The organism is Bacillus sp. Root131 (assembly GCF_001429475.1).
In the GTDB taxonomy this organism is placed as follows: domain Bacteria; phylum Bacillota; class Bacilli; order Bacillales; family Bacillaceae_G; genus Bacillus_A; species Bacillus_A thuringiensis_S.
On the sequence record NZ_LMJQ01000002.1, the window covers coordinates 63,530 to 82,318 of the forward strand.

The window sequence follows — 18,789 nt, forward strand, 5'->3', positions numbered from 1 at the left end:
TCCCCCTTAAATTTGTTTTACTAACAGTGTACAAAAATAAAAATTATAAAAAGAGAAACAGTGATGAATTTTACATAACTTTTACATATATACACAGTTCTTTACAATTGGAGTAAATCCTCTACAATTGCTCCGTCTGTTTCGCCTAAGTGTAAACCGAGTAGTCTAGCGATAGTTGGACCTTCATCAATAAGTCTCATATACGGGACGGTAACGCCGGTTTTTATTCCTTTTCCAGCAGCGATAAAAATTGTTTCATAGTTAGGTTTTGTTGGAGAGTATCCATGCGTACCAAATGTATATTTTTTACTAGGCGTAACATCTTTTTCAGTAATTTCTTTTATAAAATCTCCTGTATAGTTTTCAGTGAAATAATACCCCTCTTGCGCTTCTAACATAAATAAACAATTACCATCTGCACCGCAGTCTTTCGCAGCTTCATCATGAAGTATAAATTCAATTCCATTCTGTTTATTTTGCAGCAGTTCTTCAAGGAGTAGTTGTACTTCTCGAATTGTATCCGTATCATTTTTGTCTTTCACATATACATAGGCAGAGCCATCACAACTTTGGCAATAGGCTTTCCAGTCTACTAATTTGCCTTTTTTATTAAGAGATATAAGTCCTCTTTGATGGAATAGCACATTTAATTGGATGGATTTGTTTTCACTTAAAGCGCTATGATCACCAAGGGCAATAATTGTACTTTCTTCGTATAGATCACTGTCTTTTAAAGTTTGAATAATTTTCCCTAGCCGCTCATCATGTCTATGAATTGCAGCTATTGTTTCGTTAGATTCAAAGCCATGATAATGTCTTTGCGTGTCTAAATCAGTGAAATGTACGAACATAACATTAGGCTTTTTCGTCTGAATGGTGTGTACAGCAGAGGCGAGGACGAAATCATCCAGCTCTGGTTGTGATAAACCATTTCTTATATGGCCGAAACGACGATTTAAATCTAATTGGTATAGTGGGCTACCGCTAAATAAGGAAACTAACACTTGATTTTGCCACGGTCTATTGGGGAAAATTTCTGGTAAATTGTAATCAATGTTTGCTCTCCCAGTAACAGGCCATAGAAGGGCAGCTGTCGTTAAATTTGCTTTACGCGCTTCATCATACAATGTTGTTCCTTTTATCGATTTTCGGTACCAATGCCAATCAGGTGATTCACGTCCTGGTTGAAGTAACGTATTACTAACAACACCGTGCTTGTTAGGATAATTACCGGTTACGATTGTTGAGTGGCTTGGATATGTTACAGAAGGATAAATTGGTTCTACTTTTTCGACAACCGTGCCCTTTTTTATTAGAGATTGGAAATGAGGTAGTTTTTGTAGTATAGGAAAATCTAAAGCTGATAAACAGTCGAATGATAAAATAATGACACGATTCGTTAATGCTTTATCCATAAAGTAATCCTCCTAATTATATAAAACCTATTCTTATATATTACTATTAATACCTAGTAATAAAAATATGTTTTCGAATAAAATTTATTGTTTATTTTCAGAAAAATTAAACATATAATAAGTATAAGGGAATCTACGGACGGAGGGAATAGTATGGACTGGTTAGATGGATTCGGTATATTTTACATCATTGGTGGCATCACAATTCTCCTTGTATTTGCTATTTCATATTTACTAAAGAAACGTTTTCCAGACAAACAGTTTGATATTATATTTGCACTGATTGTAATACTTCTTTGCTTAGCATCATTTCCTGTTACCATGATGGTTATTGGTGGGTGGGAAGGAATGGGATATGGATTTATTGGTTTCTTCGTTCTACTAGGTACACTTATTGGTATGATTGCACATCAACTTGTAAAAATCTCTCGAAAAAGCTACATATAAAACTGTAAAAAACGAAAAGAATATATAATAATAAGAAAATTAGCTATTGTTTTAAAAAAGAATTTGTATTATGATAATCAACAAATTTATTTCATTATAACGATGAAAAAGGACTAGTACATGTTCAACCTTTTTAGCAGAGAGAGAATCCGCCAGGCTGAAAGATTCTTAAAAAGGCAATATGGAACCTGTCTTTGAGTTCTGCATATGCAGCGGGAATTTCCCGTTATCAAGAAGAGAGCATATACAATTTTTGTGTATGAATCAGGGTGGTAACGCCGGCAAAGCTCGGTCCCTATTTAGGGACGCGGGCTTTTTTGTATTTTCTGGAAGAAGGAGGAAGACTGACTATGGCAAAAGAACAAGTGCAAGCCATTACGAAGATGGAAGAGGACTTTGCGCAGTGGTATACCGATATTGTAAAAAAAGCCGAACTGGTTGATTATTCAAGTGTAAAAGGGTGCATGATTTTACGTCCATATGGTTATGCCTTATGGGAGAATATGCAGAAGGTGATGGATGAGAAGCTAAAAGAAACTGGCCATGAAAATGTATATATGCCAATGTTTATCCCAGAGAGTTTATTGCAAAAAGAGAAGGATCATGTTGAAGGGTTTGCTCCTGAAGTAGCATGGGTTACGCATGGCGGAGATGAAAAGTTAGCGGAAAGACTTTGTGTACGTCCTACATCTGAAACTTTATTCTGTGAGCATTTTTCAAAAATTGTGCAATCCTATAATGATTTGCCAAAATTATACAACCAGTGGTGTTCAGTAGTTCGTTGGGAGAAGACAACTAGGCCATTCCTTCGTACGACAGAATTTTTATGGCAAGAGGGTCATACAATCCATGAAACAGCAGAAGAATCGCAGGCTGAAACATTAAATATTTTAAACTTATATGCTTCTTTCTGTGAGGATTATTTAGCGATACCAGTTATTAAAGGACAAAAAACAGAAAAAGAGAAGTTTGCTGGAGCAAAGGCAACTTATACAATTGAAAGCTTAATGCATGATGGGAAAGCACTTCAAACAGGAACATCCCATAACTTTGGAACGAATTTCTCTGAAGCATTTGATATTAAATTTTTAGATCGTAACGGTAAGTGGCAATATGTACACCAAACATCTTGGGGTGTATCAACAAGAATGATAGGTGGGCTAATTATGGTTCATAGCGATAATAATGGACTTGTAATGCCACCAAAAGTTGCTCCAGTGCAAGTTGTTATCGTACCAATTGCTCAGCATAAAGAAGGAGTTTTAGCGAAAGCAACAGAGTTACAAGGACATATTCAAAAAGTTGCACGCGTGAAAATAGATGCTAGTAATAAAACACCGGGCTGGAAATTTAATGAGTATGAAATGAAGGGCATTCCAATTCGATTAGAAGTTGGGCCTAAAGATATTGAAAAGAATCAAGTTGTACTTGTAAGAAGAGATACGAAAGAAAAAGAATTTATATCAATGGATCAATTAGAAGAACGTATTCCAGCACTACTTGAGGAAATTCATGACTCTTTATTTAATAAGGCAAAAGTATTTCGCGATGAGAATACGTATAGTGCGACGAATTTTGAAGAGATGAAACAAGTAGCTGATGAAAAGCAAGGATTTATTAAGGCAATGTGGTGCGGAGAATTAGCTTGTGAAGAGAAACTAAAAGAAGAAGTTGGAGTATCTTCACGTTGTATGCCTTTTGAGCAAGAGCATTTAGCTGACGAATGTATTTGTTGTGGTAAAGAAGCTAAACAAATGGTGTATTGGGGAAAAGCGTATTAATAATCCTTCTGATAGGTGATAAAAAGGACTTTAGGCTGCATAATAAAATGCAACCTAAAGTCCTTTTAGTTTTTACAATTTATTTCATGTATTTTTTAGATGGAAGGATGTGTTTTATTTTGCGTTTTTACGGCGAATAAATAGTAACATACCAATTAGGAATGTTGAAAGCCCCATTAAAATAGATGCAGGATAATGTGTTGCCGTATTCGGTAACTTATCGCCTTGTTTTTTCGCATTATCTTTTACATTGCCACCTTGAGAGCCGTTTCCACTGCTATCGCCTTTAACACGGTTACCGCCCTGAGAGCCATTACCACCTTGAGAACTGCTATCGTCTTTAACACGATTACCGCCTTTAGAGCCATTGCCACCAGAGCCATTGCCACCAGAGCCATTGCCACCAGAACCATTGCCACCAGAGCCATTGCCACCAGAGCCATTGCCACCAGAACCATTGCCACCAGAACCGTTACCGCCGGAACCATTGCCGCCAGAGCCACTGCCACCAGAACCGTTACCGCCGGAACCATTGCCGCCAGAGCCGTTACCGCCGGAACCATTGTCGCCAGAGCCACTGCCACCAGAACCATTGCCGCCAGAACCGTTGTCACCAGAACCACTATCGTTCTGAGAACCGTTATTTCCTGGAGGTTTATTATTATCCTTTGAGTTTCCTTCTGCAAAATGATCACTATTTTGTACAATAGCGTTTGTTAATGGGCGGAAGTTTTCAGTTGCAGCATTACCAATATTTAAACCGCTAAAAAAAGATAAAGAGAGTGTTGATGCTAAAATGAAGATTTTCGTCATGGTTTTCCTCCTAAGAAATTAATATTCCATCTAAAATACATCCCTTTGTAATATTTCTTAGGAAAAAGAGTTTTATGCAAAAAAAACTATATATAGAAAAAGGTGGTGTATTTCTCAAAGCAGAAAAGAGTTAATGTAGATTTCCTACAAATAGTAGAGGCGGAGAATTTACATTCAGAACGGTAGAGGAAGTGGCAGTGGCAGTAGCAGTAGATGAAAGAGTATATAGCGTTTGATATTGGCGGTACGCAAATTAAGTATGGCATTGTTTCAGAAATAGGGAGAGTATTAAAGCGTAAAACAGTTGCAACAGAAATTCATTTAGGCGGAGAACAAACTATTCAAAAACTTATATATGTATCAAAAAAAATAATGAATGAACATACTATTGCAGGAATTGGTATTAGCACCACGGGGATTGTTGATATTAATAAAGGAATTGTGACGGGAGGTGCGGATCATATTCCGGGATATCGTACTATTCCTATTATTGATAGATTGCAAGAGATATTAAAAGTTCCAGTATCGATTGACAATGATGTGAATTGTGCAGCGTTTGGAGAAAAATGGAATGGTAGTGGAAGAGAGAAAGAGAACTTTATTATGCTCACCCTTGGAACAGGGATTGGGGGAGCGATTTTTATAGACGGAGAATTGTACCGAGGGCATTCATTTAGTGCTGGTGAATGGGGGAATATGTTAATAGAAGGAAAACCGTTTGAAGAGGTTGCCTCGATTTCAGGATTAATTCGTCTTGTCAGAAAATATAAAGGCAAAGGTGAGTGGAATGGGAGATTAATTTTCGAGTTGTATGATAAAGGAGATCGGGAAGTTGCTCAAGTAGTTAGGATCTTCTTTAAACATTTGGCAATCGGAATTAGTAATCTTGCTTATATTTTCAATCCAGAAAAGATTATTATTGGTGGAGGAATTACCGATAGAGGAAATGAGTTTTTAAAAGAAGTAAAAGAAGAGGTCAGTAAATACTTAAATCAAGAGATTTATAATAATTGTGAGATTGAACTTGCACAAAACGGTAATTGTGCAGGAATGATTGGTGCTATTTACCACTTCTTACATCATCATAAATAAATTATATGAATGTTTTCATATAACTGAGAATTTATCCTTTTTATCGCTAGGTAAATAATGCTACAATATAAGAGAAGAATACAATATTTTCCGATTTGGAAAATGCTTTGTAGAAAGGGAGAAACTTCATGCCTATTATTTTAGAAAAAGGTCAAAAGATCGATTTAACGAAAGGACAACCAAAAGTAGCAAAACTACAGGTTGGCTTAGGCTGGGATCCAATTGGGCAATCAGGTGGATTTCTGTCTTCATTATTTGGAAGTAAACCAAATGTAGATTGTGATGCATCTGTTGTTATGTTAGAAGGAGATCGTTTTTTAAACAAAAATGATTTAGTTTACTTCGGAAATAAACTTTCTACTTGTGGTAGTATTATTCATTCAGGAGATAATTTAACAGGTGAAGGCGCTGGTGATGACGAAACAATTTTCGTAGAATTACATAAAGTTCCGAGCCGTATTAATCGTTTAGTATTCGTTGTAAATATTTATGACTGTGTAAATCGTCGTCAAGATTTCGGGATGATTCGTAATGCATATATTCGTATTCAAAACCCGCAAACTGGTGAAGAATTAGCACGCTATAATTTATCGGATAATTATGCTGGCAAAACGACTCTAATTGCAGGTGAAATGTATCGTCACGGAAGTGAATGGAAGTTTTCAGCTGTTGGAGAAGGCACACAAGATAAAAACTTAAGTGAGATTGTATCACGTTATCAATAAAATAAACCGAGGAGGAATTGAATATGGCATCAATTTCATTGAAAAAAGGACAAAAGGTAGACTTAACAAAAACGAATCCGGGTCTTTCAAAAGTTCTTGTAGGACTAGGTTGGGATACGAATCGTTATGACGGACAAAACGATTTCGATTTAGATGTTAGTATTTTCTTAGTAGGCGCTAACGGTAAAGTTTCAGGTGCAGAGGATTTCGTCTTCTATAATAACCCAAAAGGTGCGAATGGTGCTGTCGAGCATTTAGGAGATAACCGAACTGGCGAAGGTGAAGGCGATGACGAATCGATCAAAGTAGATTTGAAAAATGTACCTGCACATATCGAACGTATTTGTTTCACAATTACAATCTATGATGGAGAAGGTCGTAGCCAAAACTTCGGACAAGTTTCTAACTCTTTCGTACGTATTTTAGATGAAGAAAAGAATGCAGAATTAATTCGTTACGATTTAGGAGAAGATTTCTCTATTGAAACAGCCGTAGTAGTAGGTGAATTATACCGTCATGCAGGTGACTGGAAATTCAATGCAATCGGAAGTGGATTCCAAGGTGGATTAGCGTCTCTATGTAATAACTTTGGTTTAGACGTAGAGTAATAGATTTAATTTATATATCCATCGGTGAAATGTATGTTTACCGATGGATATATTTTTAAAGATAAAAATATAGAGGTGAATATAGATGGTTATTCAATTACAAAAAGGACAGAAAATTGATTTGGGTAAGACAAGCCCTGGTTTAACAAAAGCAGTAATTGGTCTTGGATGGGATATTAAATCTTATGACGGTGGATCAGATTTCGATTTAGATGCATCTGCCTTTTTATTAGATGCAAACGGAAAATGTACGAAGGAAACTGATTTTATCTTCTATAATAATTTACAGTCTCCTTGTGGATCTGTTTTACATACAGGAGATAACCGTACAGGTGAAGGTGAAGGTGACGATGAGCAACTTGTTGTGGACTTAAAGAAAGTTCCAGCAGATGTGCACAGAATTGCTATTACAGTTACGATTTATGATGCAGAAGGCCGTAGTCAAAACTTTGGACAAGTAGGAAATGCGTTTGTTCGTTTAGCAAATGAAGAGACGAATGAAGAAGTTCTTCGTTTTGATTTAGGGGAAGATTTCTCCATTGAAACAGCAGTTGTCTTTTGTGAATTATACCGTCATAATGGACAGTGGAAGTTTAATGCAGTAGGAAGTGGATTCCAAGGTGGTTTAGGTGCGCTTGTAAGAGCGTATGGCTTGGATGCATAGAAAGGAAACGATATTCGTTTCCTTTTTTTGACCTTTCTATAAATCTAGCAAAGAATAGGGGATAAAGGTAAGATGAGTATTTTGCAAGGAATCCTTGATACGTATGCTCAGTTTTTCGACTTGGACATGTGGATTAAAGTGTTGCAAGATCCAGTATCTTGGGGATTAATAGGTACACTTGTTGTACTTGAAGGTTTGTTATCTGCCGATAACGCACTTGTGTTAGCAGTAATGGTAAAACACCTTCCGGAAGAAAAACGTAAAAAAGCATTATTCTATGGACTTATTGGAGCTTATGTGTTCCGCTTTATTGCGATTGGAATTGGAATGTTCTTAATTAAATTATGGTGGGTAAAACTTCTTGGTGCACTTTACCTTGCTTGGTTATCAGTAAAATACTTTATTGATAAGCGTAAAGGTGCAAGTGAAGAAGACGAAGCTCACGGTATGAATCAAAACAGTATTTTCTTTAGAATGTTCGGTGTCTTCTGGGGAACAGTTGCGATGGTTGAATTAATGGATATCGCGTTCTCTGTAGATAGCGTACTTGCTGCATTTGGTGTATCTAATGAAGTTTGGATTTTATTATTAGGCGGAATGCTAGGTATTTTAATGATGCGTGGTATCGCTGGTGTATTCTTAAAATTGTTAGAGCGTATTCCAGAGCTTGAAACGACAGCATATATTTTAATCTTAATTATCGCATCGAAGATGCTATTGTCTCTAATTGATATTCATATTAGTCATACACTGTTCTTCATTATTTTAGTTGTAGCATTTGGAGCAACATTTATAATTCACTACATGAAGAATTCTGGACAAGCTAAAGAAGAAGTTGCAGCTACTAAAGAAGACAATAAATAATTGAAATGGGTTTGCTCGTTTTACGAGCGCCCATTTTTTATAACCAAAAATAGTTTATAATAGAAGAAAGATTTAGAAAAAACGTAAATGTTTTTGGAGGTGAACTGTTGTGTTTTCACGTTTTACACTTCAACCATATGCATTAAAAGATGAATCAGATTTAAAGCAATTTGAAACACTTTTAGAAAAACGCCCACAATATGAGCTGACAGAGAATGAAATGAAATTTAGTTATATAGCATGTCGAATCCTTGGCGTTCCTAATGATGTAGATGAATATTTTAATGAACTGTTTGATTATAGTGAAGCGAAAGGAATCGAAGTTTTACACGAACAAAATTTAAACAAAGTGATTGATTCGGAAAAGCTTCGTCATATTCAAGAAGTGTTCGGATTACATCAAGAAGCACCAAATGGTCTGACAGTAAATAGGCTAGTTGCACATTTATCTGGGAAACAACTTTTACCGAAAGTAGACAATCCTGATTTACAGCATTACATACATGCGACGTTCATTTCAGTATTGAAATTATATGAGAAACAACATAATCAGTCGTTAAAGACAGAAGGTTTCCGTCGTTTCTTAATCGACATAATTAAACTAAGCGAAAATTACGTAGCGAAGTGGTTCTCTACGATTAATTATAAGAAACAAATGCCGCGTATCGTTTGGTATGGTGATGCACAGGAAAGCCGTATATATTTCTTATATTTTCTTATTATGCTCGGTTGTGATGTGCTTTATTATCACCCCGAAGGAAAAGATGGATTTGAAAATATTGATGAAGAGGGAAGAACTTTTGTTGTATCTCATCCGGGTCGCATTTCGCTTGAACCATTCCCTGATCGTCGACGTGAGCGTGTTGCAACAGTAGCGTATCAAGCTTCGAAAGAAATTGAACAAGTACTTCACCACGATAATTCACTATTATATAAACCGTGGCAATTTCGTTCGTATACACCTGTAGCACGTACGTTAAAAACGACATATGATGAACTCTTTTTAATTACGAAAGAAAAGGCATTTGTACGTCCAACATTCTTTGTTGAAAATAAACATATTTATATTCCTTCTTTATTTGCGAAAATATCAGGCGTTTCAAAGAATGATAAAGAATATTTTCAACGATTAAAGGTTGTTACATCATTTGATAACAGTTTATTAATTAATACATTCCCATTTACGAAAGAGCAAAAAGCAAATTTCCAATATCATTATCGAGATGCATTGGACCGAGCTGGGAAATTACATCCTGATCTAATTATGAATAGCCATTGGTGGCCGCATAAGCGTTTACCGGAAGGTTTACAACATGGGATTGCAGAGGCGATTATCCATACGTGCGAAAGTGAAATATGCAAACCAATTGCGAAAGAAACGAAACAAGATGTAGCACTGTATGTTTTCGCACAACTTTCTCAAATACCACCTAATATTTTAGAACAGCTTGAGAAATTTGATTATTCACAAGATGTACCGAAAATTGTTATATTTAATAATGAGAAGAGTGGAGAATTAACTCGTTCTGACGCTGTTTTATTACTATTTTTGAATCAAATTGGAGTAGATGTATTCCATTTCAATCCCACGGGCAGAAACGATATTGAACCGTATGTTGAAGCAGGAGCATTCGATTCCCATTGGCTTGAAGAAGTTAATTTCGATCTTGAGTTTCATGGCTCATCAGCCTATAAAAATTTATCACAAACAATAAAAGGACTATTTCGTCCATTTTTATAAGGAAAGGGAGAATACCATATGAATAACCCAGTCGTACTAGATTCGAAAACTGAATTGAATGAGCAAACCGCACAAGATGTTCGCTTGCAACTTAGACAAGATGCAGATGTGCAACGTATTTATAACGCAGTAGATATTAAAGATCAACTGGAATTAATTGAACTTGGAAAAGAACCTTCTATGGAAATTTCACGTTTCGCTGATCAAATTTTACATACAATGTCTCTATCAAAGATAGAAGATTCTGGTGAATTGTTAAAGCAACTTGGTAAAATTATGGACAGATTTGATAGTAAAGACTTTGCGGAAGAAAAAAGTGGTTTCTTCTCGCGCATGTTCAAAAAAGCGGATAAAATGATAGAACAAATCTTTAGTAAATATCAAACGATGGGCCGCGAAATTGATAAAGTTTATGTGGAAATTACGAAGTACCAAGATGAGATGAAAAAATCAATTGGTACGTTAGATGGCTTGTATGAGCAAAACTTAAAATATTATTTAGACTTAGAGAAGTATGTAGTAGCAGGAGAAATGTTATTAGAGCGTTTAAATACAGAATTAGTTCCGATGTATGAAGAGCGCGTGCGTAATAATGATCAATTAGCAGGTATTGAATTAGAGTCGCTTAAAAACTCGGTTGAAATTTTAGAGCAACGTATTGATGATTTAGAAAAAGCTCGTATGGTTGCGCTACTTACAGCACCACAAATTCGCATGATTCAACGTGGTAATAATAAATTAATTGGTAAAATCAATACAGCATTTATTACGACGATTCCTATCTTTAAAAATGGTATCATTCAAGCAGTAAATGCGAAACGTCAAAAGCTTGTTGCAGATTCTATGGCTGAACTTGATCGCCGTACAAATGAATTACTTAAGAAAAATGCACAAAATATCGCAACGCAAAGTGTAGAAGTAGCGAGATTATCAGGTTCTTCTAGTATTAAAATGGAAACACTTGAGGAAACTTGGAACATTATTTCAAGAGGTATGCAAGAAACACAACAAATTGAAGAACAAAATAAACGTGAGCGTGAAGAAAGTCGCAAGCGTATGGCTACATTAACAGAGAATATCAAAAAAGAATTACAAGGATAAATGAAAAGGCAATGAGGAATAGTCCTCATTGCCTTTTAGTTTCTCTTCACTAATTTAATAATTTCATTCACAACAAGTGGAATGATACTTAATAAGAGAACAAATCCCCAATCTCGCATCGTTAATGCATGTACACCGAATATATTTGCAAGGGGCGGGATGGAGATGATACAAACTTGCATAAGAACACCGATAAGAAGGGAGAAGACTAAATATTTATTTGTAAAGATCCCAATTGAAAAAATCGATTTCGTTCTTGAACGCAAGTTAAATGAATGAACAAGCTGAGAAAAACTAAGAACGACAAATGCCATCGTTTGGGCATGTAATAGAGCATCCTCATCAATTCGCTCTGGGAAAAGAGGGAATAAATTTGTATCTCCAGTATAGAATTTTGCTCCGGCGATAAAGGCTATTAACGTTAAAATCCCAATGACAGCCCCATTGAAAATAAGAAAAGGAACGCTACCACTAAATAGGCTTTCTTTCGCATGTCGTGGTTTTTCCTTCATCACATCTGGATCTTCAGGATCAACCCCAAGTGATAATGCAGGCAGTGTATCTGTAATTAAATTTACCCACAAAATATGAATAGGTCGTAGGGGTGTTGCCCAGCCAAGTAAAATCGCTAAAAATAAAGCGATAATTTCTCCAAAGTTACAAGAGAGTAGGAAGAGAATTGATTTTTTTATGTTACGATAAATATTTCTACCTTCCTCAACAGCTTTCACGATAGATGAGAAATTATCATCTGTTAACACGACATCAGCTGCTCCTTTTGCGACATCTGTTCCTGTAATGCCCATCGCTACGCCAACATCAGCTTGCTTTAAAGATGGTGCATCATTGACACCATCACCAGTCATAGAAACGATATTTCCTTTTGCGCGTAATGCCTTTACAAATTTCACTTTATGCTCTGGAGAGACTCTAGCGAATACATTTAAATGATTAATTTTGCTAGCTAGTTCTGTATCTGAAATGTTATCTAATTCAGTTCCAATCATAATTTCAGATATTTCTTCAGCAATGCCAAGTTCTTTGGCAATTGCAAAGGCGGTATCTTTATGGTCACCGGTAATCATAACTGTGCGAATACCGGCTTTTTTACATTCTGTAATTGAATCTTTCACTTCAGTTCGCGGTGGATCAATCATACCGACAAGACCGATAAAGATAAGATTTTCTTCAAGATGATTTATATCCACATCGTTTGAATTGTATTTTTTAAATGCGAATGAAAGTACTCTTAAAGCTTCTTGAGACATTGCTCCGGCAGATTCTAATATTTGATTTTTATCAGAATCAGTTAAAATCTCGATTTTCCCGTTTTTAAAAATATGGTTACATCGAGGTAAGAGCTTATCGATAGCACCTTTCGTCATGCTATAGCAGTTTTCATCGTATGTATGCACGGTTGACATCATTTTACGATCTGAGTCGAAAGGTAGCTCGTTAACACGTTCATGTATTTTTTCTAAATGATCTTTTTGCATGTTAAAAGTGCTTCCGGCCACCAGAAGGGCAATTTCAGTCGGGTCACCGGTTTGTGATTCGTTATTGTAAGACGCATCATTACATAGCACCATATTCTCTAACAATAGACGTTGCGTATCATTATTTACATTCAAATGTTCTAAGTGATCGTATGTGTTATCACTATAAAAGTGAGTAACAGTCATTTTGTTTTGCGTTAATGTGCCTGTTTTATCTGAACAAATAATTGTGACAGACCCGAGAGCTTCAACAGCAGGAAGTTTACGGATGATGACGTTTTGTTTAATCATACGCTGCACACCAATTGCAAGAACGATGGAAACGATAGCTGGCAAGCCTTCTGGGATAGCTGCAACGGCTAAACTAATAGCAGTCATAAACATTTCTAGTGTATCTCGTCCTTGTAAAAAGCCGATGAGAAACATCACGATACAAATAGCTACAGCAACAAAGCCTAAATACTTTCCGACTTGTGCTAAGCTTTTTTGAAGTGGTGTCATATCATCGTCTGCTTCATGTAACAGGGTAGCAATCTTACCAATTTGTGAGTTCATTCCAGTTTCAACAGCAACACCGACGCCTCTTCCGTATGTTACAAGAGTAGACATAAAGGCCATGTTTTTTTGGTCGCCGAGTGGTACTTGCTCATCACTTTGCATGGAAGGGTGGTAGATTGCATCTTTATCAACAGGGACAGATTCACCAGTTAGAGCAGATTCTTCAACTTTTAAATTTGCGGTTTCGATAAGGCGTAAATCGCATGGGATATATCGTCCGGCGTCGAGCATAACGATATCCCCTGGAACGACGTGCTCAGATGGAATTTCTTTTAGTTCACCATTTCTCTTGACGATAGCTTTAGGCGTCGCCATCTTTTTCAATGCCTCTAAAGCTTGTTCTGCTTTCGATTCTTGGACAACACCGATAACAGCATTTAAAACTACAACGAGCGCGATAATACTGGCATCCGCCCATTCACCTACAAAGGCAGAAATAAGGGCAGCAATAATAAGGACATATACGAGGACGTCATTAATTTGGGCGAAAATACGCTGCCATAAAGTGCGTTTTTGTTTTGTAGCTAATTCATTAGAACCGTATTGCTTTAAACGGTCACTTACAATCTCATCTGTTAAACCGTGTTGTTCGTTTGTTTCTAGGTCAATTAATGTTTGATCTTTCGTCTTACTGTACCAATTGCTCATAAGTAAGCACCTCCAGTAAAAACAGTTAGCAATGGTAGTGTTGCTATTATTTGTGAGTAGTATGTATGGAGAAAAAATCTAAGATGAGGTTCTACTTCTATTGTACAATATTTTACAGTTGGTTGAGGGAAAGAGAAGAGTTGTCATGAATTTGTTGGAAATAAAAAAGAGCCTCATATAAGAGAGGCTTTTTTACTTTTTAATTAATGTACCTAATTCTTCTGTAATAGCTTGCATTTCACTAATGCTGAAAGTTTCACGTTTCATAACATGATCATAAATGTCACGTAAATCTTCGTACATTTCTTCGTTAAAACTAGCAGCTCTCATCGCTCCAGCATTAACCATACGTAATTTTTCTTTAATAGCTTCGACCATATATTCAACGTTTTCTTCTGACTTTACGGATAAATCCACCGAAGTGTCCCCCTTTAAAATAACATAAGGCTATCTTAACATTTTTTATCATTTTCGTTAATGAATCTTTTCAATCCTATTAAATTAGTAGGGATTTCCTTTATATTTAATAATTGGTTGTTTATACTATAAGTATATATGAAGAAATGCACCAAGAAGGGAAGAAACAAAAACATGGTTCAAGTATTGTTTGTTTGTCTTGGGAACATTTGCCGTTCTCCAATGGCAGAAGCGATTTTTCGAGATCTTGTCGTAAAAGAGGGACTCGAAGAGAAAATTGTCATTGATTCTGCAGGAACTGGAGATTGGCATGTTGGCCATCCGCCACATAAAGGAACACAAAAAATTTTAAAAGAAAATGCAGTCACTTTTGAAGGAATTAAAGCAAGGCAAGTAGAAAAAGAAGACTTAACAAAGTTTGATTATATTATTGCCATGGACAACAAGAATATAGCAGATTTAAAAAGTTTAGGTAAAACTGGAGGCTATATTGGTAGACTGTCCGACTTTGTTCCAGACGGTGGCTGGACAGACGTTCCTGACCCTTACTATACAGGGAATTTCCAAGAAGTATATGACCTTGTAACAGAAGGGTGTGCAAAGCTATTAGCTTTCATTCGAAATGAACAAGGAATATGAGGAAGCTTAGAAAGAAATACTTTCTAACATAAGAAATGAAAGGGTGAAGGAATATGGCAAAGAAAAATAATATTGCTCGAAACATTGCGATTGGTGTAGCGGCAGGTGTAGCTGTATCCATGTTAAAGAAAGAAAACCGTGAAAAAGTAAAAAATACAGCAGAAAAAGCAAAAACAAAGATGATTGAAATTGGTGAAAATGCAAAGATCAAAGAAAAAGTGCAAACTGTTACAGATAAAGGACGCGAACTTGCTGATTTCAATGTGGTAAAAGCGAAAGTAGCAGAAATTAAAAAATTAACGCCATCTGTTGTAGAGACGTTAAAAGAAACGAAAGAAATTTTTAGTAAGAAAAAAGTTGAGCCAGAAGAAAAGCCAGAAACGATTGAAATTCAAGCTGTATCTCCAAAGGTAGATGAGCTGAAAGCAGAAGAAGAGCCAGTAGTTGCTGAAGATGGTGGTATGAAAGAAGCGCGTGAATTATTTATAAAAGACTCAAATGCAGTGGAAAAAAAAACTGAAGCGTACATTGAGTTAAAGCAAGATAAAGAAGAGAAGAAAAGCGTTTAAACATATATGAGAAAAATTTTAGAAAAGGTGAGAAGAAATCGTACTTATTCGTTTGGTAAAGATTTATATGACCGGACGATGCGCGATGATGTAGCGGGCTTGGCAGCACAGCTCGCTTATTTCTTCTTGCTTGCAATTTTTCCTGGGCTCGTTTTCTTAATTACGCTTCTTGGATTTATTCCCATTCAAACAGAGGATGTGCTTAGTTTATTAGAGGTTTATGTACCAGATGATGCAATGAACTTAATTGAGGTAAATGTAGATAAAGTTGTAAACCAGCAAAATGGTGGTTTATTATCATTTGGTTTATTATCCATGTTATGGTTTGCCTCAAATGGTGTTAATGCGGTTATGAATGCTTTTAACCGAGCTTATGACGTGAAGGAAACACGTTCTTTTATTACAACAAGAGCGTTATCAATTGTGTTTACATTAGCTATTATTTTTATGATTGTCTTTGCGTTAATTGTTCCGGTATTCGGACAAGTTATTGGAGCAGCAGTGTTTAAAGCACTCGGTTTATCAGATAGTTTTTCTTTCGTATGGAGCATTACACGATTAGTAGCGAGTTTCTTCGTACTATTTGCTTTGTTTAGTTTCTTATATACATTTGCACCAGATCGAAAGTTAAAAAGAAGAGAAGTTATTTCAGGGGCGTTATTTGCTACTGTAGGATGGATTGTGGTGTCTTACTCATTTGCTTATTATGTAGATAAGTTTGCGAATTACGCCAATACATATGGTGGTCTCGGTGGTATCATTATTTTAATGTTATGGTTTTATTTAACTGGATGGGTAATTTTACTTGGCGGTGAAATTAATGGTTTACTCCACCATTATAGAACCGGTGACAATAATTCCCGTAATGAATAATGAGCTCTTGTTCCATAATAAAAAGGAACAGGGGGGATATTTCATGAGTAATAATAAAAAGAACCATAATAATAAAAGTAATAATAAACAAAAGAGCAGTTCGCATCCAAAGCATAAAACGAGTAGCAGTGCGAACGGTCATAATAGCTATCATTAAAAAAAAACGGGTCCTCTATGAGGGACCCGTTTTATTTGCTTCCTTTTAGTAATCGTAAGCCATTCAAAATGACAAGAATCGTACTTCCTTCATGGCCAATAACACCGAATGGAAGAGCTAAAAATTGCAAGAAGTTTGAACAAATTAGCATGGCAATAACGGCTAGCGAAAAGATTACGTTTTGCTTCACAATACGGTTCATTCGTTTTGATAAACGAATTGCTTGGGAAAGGCGAGATAGTTCGTTCTTCATCAGTACAACATCTGCAGTTTCTAAAGCTACATCTGTTCCTTCTCCCATTGCGACACCAATGCTAGCAGTAGCTAGTGCAGGGGCATCATTTATACCGTCTCCGACCATTGCTACTGTACCGTATTTTTCTTTTAACTTTTTAATCGTTTCAACTTTTGTTTCTGGTAAGCATGATGCGTAATATTCCTTTATATTACTTTCAGAGGCAATTGCTTTTGCCGTTTCTTCATTATCTCCAGTAATCATAATTGCTTCGACACCAATGCTTTGTAAATCACGAATAGCAGCTATTGTTTCTTGGCGAAGCGTATCTTTTAAAGCGATAAGTCCAAGAATGCCTCCCTCATCACTAATATAAACGACAGTTTTACCTTCTTTTTCAAGTGAGGCAGAAATACCATTATGAAATGTCTTTGTTTCTTCACCGATAAAGTCAGCTTTACCTATTTTATAAGCGATGTTTTCCAATCTTCCTTTTAGACCAAAACCAGTTACATCTTCAACCTTTTCTGGTTTTTTTAATGTAATGTCGTACGCATGTTGTGCATATTTAACAATGGATTCAGCTAAAGGATGTGTAGAGTGACTTTCAATTGATGCTGTAATAGAAAGTACTTCTTTTTCTGTTATATTTTCTCGAACATATACATCTGTTACGGTAGGTTTACCTTCTGTTAATGTTCCTGTTTTATCAAACGCGATTGCTTTCACAGAAGCAAGGCGTTCTAAATGTATACCGCCTTTAAAGAGAATACCGTTTCTCGCTCCGTTAGAAATGGCTGATAACGTAGCTGGTGTAATGGCAGCTACGAGCGCACAAGGAGATGCGACTACAAGTAAGATCATAGCGCGATAAAACGTTTCATTCCAGCTCCAGTCAAGTAAGAAATGAGGAACGAACATCATAAGCGCAACAACGAGTAGTACACCTTTTACGTATGTTCCTTCAAACTTTTCGATGAATAGTTGTGATGGTGATTTTTCACTTTGTGCACTTTGGACGAGACGGATAATTTTTTGGAATAATGTTTGATCGCTCGGCTTCGTAATTTTAACTTCGATAGCACCACGTAAATTTACAGTACCGGCAAATACTTCATCGCCATGTCTTTTCTCATTTGGAATAGGTTCTCCTGTGATTGCTGCCTCATCGATATTTGTTTCACCGTTATGAATCGTACCGTCAGCAGGAACACGTTCACCAGGTTTAATTAAAATAATGTCGTTAATTTGTAACTCTCCAACAGGAACACGTTCTTCAGTTCCGTTGGAAATACGTAATGCTTCTTCAGGTTGTAAGTCAAGAAGAGCGGAAATTTCTTTTTGGCTTTTACTTAACGTATAAGATTCCATAGCACCGCTGAGCGCAAAGATAAAGATTAAGATAGCCCCTTCTGCCCAGTAGCCAATAATTGCAGCACCAATAGCTGCAAAGAGCATTAGCATTTCAACATTTAGCTCTTTTTCTTCAATCGTATCTTCAATGCCTTCTTTCGCTTTTGCATATCCACCAACTATATAAGCAAGGATATAGCAAGTAATACCTACATTCATTGCATCGTTCTTTGTGAATAACCAGCCAACTAAAATAAAAATACCAGATGCTACTGCAAATACAAGTTCATAATGTTTTTTTAATGTGTCCCATAAAGAGGGATGGGAAATTGCTTCTTTTGCCTGTAACGTTTTTACTTCTGAGTTCATTACTACTCGCTCCTTCCGAATTCTTATTGAGAAAAATAATCAAAATCGAAACCCCTATAAAACGACGAAAGCTGCCATCCATAATGGATAGCAGCATTTCTGTTGAATCTGTTTTTAATCGTTATTATATTGTAATTATTCTATAGTATATCATATGTTTTTATGAGATGGTACGGTTTTGTTTCAAGTATAAACGGAAAACTTGTGTTTTCGCAATTCCTCTG

The 18,789-nt window shown here is 36.2% G+C and carries 17 protein-coding genes and 1 other annotated feature; of the genes, 12 read left to right on the forward strand and 5 right to left on the reverse strand.

Translation table 11 applies throughout. The annotated features are described in order from the left end of the window. Positions 1-101: 101 nt before the first annotated feature. Positions 102-1,415, reverse strand: coding sequence for an ectonucleotide pyrophosphatase/phosphodiesterase (locus ASE54_RS14195; protein ID WP_000356443.1), 1,314 nt, complete (start codon positions 1,413-1,415; stop codon positions 102-104). A 153-nt stretch (positions 1,416-1,568) separates the two neighbouring features. Here ASE54_RS14195 and ASE54_RS14200 point away from each other — a divergent pair, with 153 nt between their 5' ends. Both ASE54_RS14200 and proS read left to right on the forward strand, forming a co-directional pair. Next, the gene (locus ASE54_RS14200) at positions 1,569-1,862 is read left to right on the forward strand and encodes a YesK-like family protein (RefSeq protein ID WP_000383859.1); all 294 of its coding nucleotides are present in this window, start codon (positions 1,569-1,571) and stop codon (positions 1,860-1,862) included. 93 nt (positions 1,863-1,955) lie between these two features. Beyond that, positions 1,956-2,162: a binding site (T-box leader), on the forward strand. Positions 2,163-2,212: 50 nt separating this feature from the next. Beyond that, complete coding sequence (gene proS, locus ASE54_RS14205; RefSeq protein ID WP_001040982.1) at positions 2,213-3,643, forward strand: proline--tRNA ligase; 1,431 nt, start codon at positions 2,213-2,215, stop codon at positions 3,641-3,643. A 114-nt stretch (positions 3,644-3,757) separates the two neighbouring features. Here proS and ASE54_RS14210 read toward each other — a convergent pair whose 3' ends face one another. Continuing rightward, complete coding sequence (locus ASE54_RS14210; RefSeq protein ID WP_000161154.1) at positions 3,758-4,456, reverse strand: LPXTG cell wall anchor domain-containing protein; 699 nt, start codon at positions 4,454-4,456, stop codon at positions 3,758-3,760. Between the two features lie 213 nt (positions 4,457-4,669). Between ASE54_RS14210 and ASE54_RS14215 the strand changes: the two genes are divergently transcribed. From ASE54_RS14215 to ASE54_RS14245, 7 genes are all read left to right on the forward strand, one after another. After that, positions 4,670-5,548, forward strand: coding sequence for an ROK family protein (locus tag ASE54_RS14215; RefSeq protein WP_000666113.1), 879 nt, complete (start codon positions 4,670-4,672; stop codon positions 5,546-5,548). A 128-nt stretch (positions 5,549-5,676) separates the two neighbouring features. Beyond that, entirely contained in the window at positions 5,677-6,273 is a 597-nt protein-coding gene (locus ASE54_RS14220) for a TerD family protein (RefSeq protein WP_001121586.1), read from the forward strand. A gap of 23 nt (positions 6,274-6,296) precedes the next feature. After that, a complete protein-coding gene (locus ASE54_RS14225; protein WP_000146729.1) occupies positions 6,297-6,881 on the forward strand; it encodes a TerD family protein in 585 nt (194 codons plus the stop codon). Positions 6,882-6,966: 85 nt separating this feature from the next. After that, positions 6,967-7,545: a TerD family protein gene (locus ASE54_RS14230; RefSeq protein WP_000236653.1), complete on the forward strand. Its 579-nt coding sequence runs from the start codon at positions 6,967-6,969 to the stop codon at positions 7,543-7,545. A 72-nt stretch (positions 7,546-7,617) separates the two neighbouring features. Next, positions 7,618-8,409, forward strand: a complete 792-nt coding sequence (locus ASE54_RS14235; protein WP_000025702.1) for a TerC family protein — start codon at positions 7,618-7,620, stop codon at positions 8,407-8,409. Between the two features lie 109 nt (positions 8,410-8,518). Continuing rightward, positions 8,519-10,150, forward strand: a complete 1,632-nt coding sequence (locus ASE54_RS14240) for a YceG family protein (RefSeq protein ID WP_000492853.1) — start codon at positions 8,519-8,521, stop codon at positions 10,148-10,150. 18 nt (positions 10,151-10,168) lie between these two features. Next, positions 10,169-11,251 (forward strand): toxic anion resistance protein, encoded by a 1,083-nt coding sequence (locus ASE54_RS14245; RefSeq protein WP_001064413.1) that lies wholly within the window; start codon positions 10,169-10,171, stop codon positions 11,249-11,251. 35 nt (positions 11,252-11,286) lie between these two features. Here ASE54_RS14245 and ASE54_RS14250 read toward each other — a convergent pair whose 3' ends face one another. Both ASE54_RS14250 and ASE54_RS14255 read right to left on the reverse strand, forming a co-directional pair. Next, positions 11,287-13,953, reverse strand: coding sequence for a cation-translocating P-type ATPase (locus tag ASE54_RS14250; RefSeq protein ID WP_000073681.1), 2,667 nt, complete (start codon positions 13,951-13,953; stop codon positions 11,287-11,289). A gap of 192 nt (positions 13,954-14,145) precedes the next feature. Beyond that, on the reverse strand, positions 14,146-14,370 hold the full coding sequence (locus ASE54_RS14255; protein ID WP_000366196.1) for a DUF1128 domain-containing protein: 225 nt from the start codon (positions 14,368-14,370) through the stop codon (positions 14,146-14,148). 174 nt (positions 14,371-14,544) lie between these two features. Here ASE54_RS14255 and ASE54_RS14260 point away from each other — a divergent pair, with 174 nt between their 5' ends. Genes ASE54_RS14260 through ASE54_RS14270 form a run of 3 tightly spaced genes read left to right on the forward strand, consistent with a single transcriptional unit; the run spans position 14,545 to position 16,451 of the window. Beyond that, positions 14,545-15,009: a low molecular weight protein-tyrosine-phosphatase gene (locus ASE54_RS14260; RefSeq protein ID WP_000250910.1), complete on the forward strand. Its 465-nt coding sequence runs from the start codon at positions 14,545-14,547 to the stop codon at positions 15,007-15,009. Positions 15,010-15,062: 53 nt separating this feature from the next. Next, positions 15,063-15,578: a DUF4075 domain-containing protein gene (locus tag ASE54_RS14265; RefSeq protein WP_001085387.1), complete on the forward strand. Its 516-nt coding sequence runs from the start codon at positions 15,063-15,065 to the stop codon at positions 15,576-15,578. Positions 15,579-15,584: 6 nt separating this feature from the next. Beyond that, positions 15,585-16,451 (forward strand): YihY/virulence factor BrkB family protein, encoded by an 867-nt coding sequence (locus tag ASE54_RS14270; RefSeq protein ID WP_001226536.1) that lies wholly within the window; start codon positions 15,585-15,587, stop codon positions 16,449-16,451. A 188-nt stretch (positions 16,452-16,639) separates the two neighbouring features. Here the strand turns inward: ASE54_RS14270 and ASE54_RS14275 are convergent, their stop codons facing one another. Next, a complete protein-coding gene (locus tag ASE54_RS14275; protein ID WP_001083768.1) occupies positions 16,640-18,565 on the reverse strand; it encodes a heavy metal translocating P-type ATPase in 1,926 nt (641 codons plus the stop codon). Positions 18,566-18,789 lie beyond the last annotated feature (224 nt).

Excerpts from the sequence above, each read along its gene's own strand:
- ASE54_RS14195 (WP_000356443.1), bottom strand. The coding sequence starts at position 1,415 with ATGGATAAAGCATTAACGAATCGTGTCATTATTTTATCATTCGACTGT.
- ASE54_RS14200 (WP_000383859.1), top strand. The coding sequence starts at position 1,569 with ATGGACTGGTTAGATGGATTCGGTATATTTTACATCATTGGTGGCATC.
- proS (WP_001040982.1), top strand. The coding sequence starts at position 2,213 with ATGGCAAAAGAACAAGTGCAAGCCATTACGAAGATGGAAGAGGACTTT.
- ASE54_RS14210 (WP_000161154.1), bottom strand. The coding sequence starts at position 4,456 with ATGACGAAAATCTTCATTTTAGCATCAACACTCTCTTTATCTTTTTTT.
- ASE54_RS14215 (WP_000666113.1), top strand. The coding sequence starts at position 4,670 with ATGAAAGAGTATATAGCGTTTGATATTGGCGGTACGCAAATTAAGTAT.
- ASE54_RS14220 (WP_001121586.1), top strand. The coding sequence starts at position 5,677 with ATGCCTATTATTTTAGAAAAAGGTCAAAAGATCGATTTAACGAAAGGA.
- ASE54_RS14225 (WP_000146729.1), top strand. The coding sequence starts at position 6,297 with ATGGCATCAATTTCATTGAAAAAAGGACAAAAGGTAGACTTAACAAAA.
- ASE54_RS14230 (WP_000236653.1), top strand. The coding sequence starts at position 6,967 with ATGGTTATTCAATTACAAAAAGGACAGAAAATTGATTTGGGTAAGACA.
- ASE54_RS14235 (WP_000025702.1), top strand. The coding sequence starts at position 7,618 with ATGAGTATTTTGCAAGGAATCCTTGATACGTATGCTCAGTTTTTCGAC.
- ASE54_RS14245 (WP_001064413.1), top strand. The coding sequence starts at position 10,169 with ATGAATAACCCAGTCGTACTAGATTCGAAAACTGAATTGAATGAGCAA.
- ASE54_RS14250 (WP_000073681.1), bottom strand. The coding sequence starts at position 13,953 with ATGAGCAATTGGTACAGTAAGACGAAAGATCAAACATTAATTGACCTA.
- ASE54_RS14260 (WP_000250910.1), top strand. The coding sequence starts at position 14,545 with ATGGTTCAAGTATTGTTTGTTTGTCTTGGGAACATTTGCCGTTCTCCA.
- ASE54_RS14265 (WP_001085387.1), top strand. The coding sequence starts at position 15,063 with ATGGCAAAGAAAAATAATATTGCTCGAAACATTGCGATTGGTGTAGCG.
- ASE54_RS14270 (WP_001226536.1), top strand. The coding sequence starts at position 15,585 with ATGAGAAAAATTTTAGAAAAGGTGAGAAGAAATCGTACTTATTCGTTT.
- ASE54_RS14275 (WP_001083768.1), bottom strand. The coding sequence starts at position 18,565 with ATGAACTCAGAAGTAAAAACGTTACAGGCAAAAGAAGCAATTTCCCAT.